Origin of the sequence: Hominisplanchenecus sp. (genome assembly GCF_046967715.1) — a bacterium.
In the GTDB taxonomy this organism is placed as follows: domain Bacteria; phylum Bacillota; class Clostridia; order Lachnospirales; family Lachnospiraceae; genus Hominisplanchenecus; species Hominisplanchenecus faecis.
This window is the reverse complement of record NZ_JBKVNQ010000080.1, coordinates 1-1,254: the sequence shown is the minus strand read 5'-3', so window position 1 is coordinate 1,254 and position 1,254 is coordinate 1. Positions and strand designations below refer to the sequence as shown.

The following is a 1,254-nucleotide window of genomic DNA, read 5'->3' as shown; positions in this document are numbered from 1 at the left end:
TCAGATTTTCTTCAATCTGCTGTACAATATATCCCCCGGAAAGCAAGGTTTCCATTTTTCTGGTAATGTTGCTTCCTGCATAATCAATAAAAGATCGGATGATCGCATTATCGCTTGTATTTTTCCAGTAACTTGCCGGCTTTGCCTGTGGATTATCCTGCAGATCGTGCAGATAATTCAGCACATCCCATGGGCAGTAAATATCATAATTCCCAAAATGATAACCATCATACCATTTTCTGACCGCCAGTGCATACTCTGCCGCATCCGCATCCAGCAGAAGTTTCTCGGTTTCTTTTTGGGTAAACCCAAAATATTCACTGAACCCAAAAGAGAGAATACTGTCCGACACAAAATTATTGGTTCCGGTAAAAATACTCTCCTTCGCCACTTTCAGACATCCGGTGATCACTGCAAACTTTACAGATGGATTATCTTTCAGAGATGAACCGAGCATTGCTTTCATCACTTCCAGCATCTCTTTGTAATAGCCATTGCTGCTTGCCTTCGCAATCGGCACATCATATTCATCCAGCAGTAAAATAACCTGTTTTCCATAATGGATCTGCATCATTCTTGCCAGAAATTCCAAGCTGTTTTTCAGCTCTGTCCCGGATGCTCTACACTCTTTTAATCTCTGAAAAACTTCTTTCTGCTCTTTTGCAATTTTTTCACTCTCCATCAAAAAAGAATGCCTCTGACAGAATTCTGCTATCGTAGCTTCCAGCATTTCATATGCACTTTTAAAATTTAATCCATCTACTTTTTTGAATGTAAGAAAAATGACCGGATACTGGTTCATCCACTGCACACAAAGTTCCTTCTGCTTTGAAATCTCCAGCCCCTCAAAAAGTGCCCTGCTGTTTTTTTCAATATCAAAAAAGTGAGCCAGCATACTCATCCCCAGCGTCTTTCCAAAGCGGCGTGGTCTGGTGATCAACGTCACTTTAGCCGCCTTCCTCACCAACAGATCCGAAATCAACCCACTTTTATCAATATAATAATAACCGTTCTGCTTGATCTCCTCAAAATCAGACATTCCAAGCGGAAGTTTTAAATGTCGCATGTAAGCCCTCCTTCCCATAAAAAATGCCCCAAACATCAGGAAAATACTTTGTAGATATACTACCATTTATCTCCCTTTGGTTCAAGGCATTCACACACTTATCCGAAAACAAGAATCAATAACAAAGTTAATAAGTGAACTACTCGGTAACTGAGTTACCAGAGCATCTGAAATCTGGCGGGATACCG

General features: G+C 40.6%; 1 protein-coding gene. It reads right to left on the bottom strand.

Going from position 1 to position 1,254, the window contains the following annotated elements; all coding sequences use genetic code 11:
• The coding region (locus ACLTL4_RS10255) for an AAA family ATPase (RefSeq protein ID WP_412320499.1) at nucleotides 1-1,066 on the bottom strand (1,066 nt) is incomplete at its 3' end.
• Nucleotides 1,067-1,254: the final 188 nt, after the last annotated feature.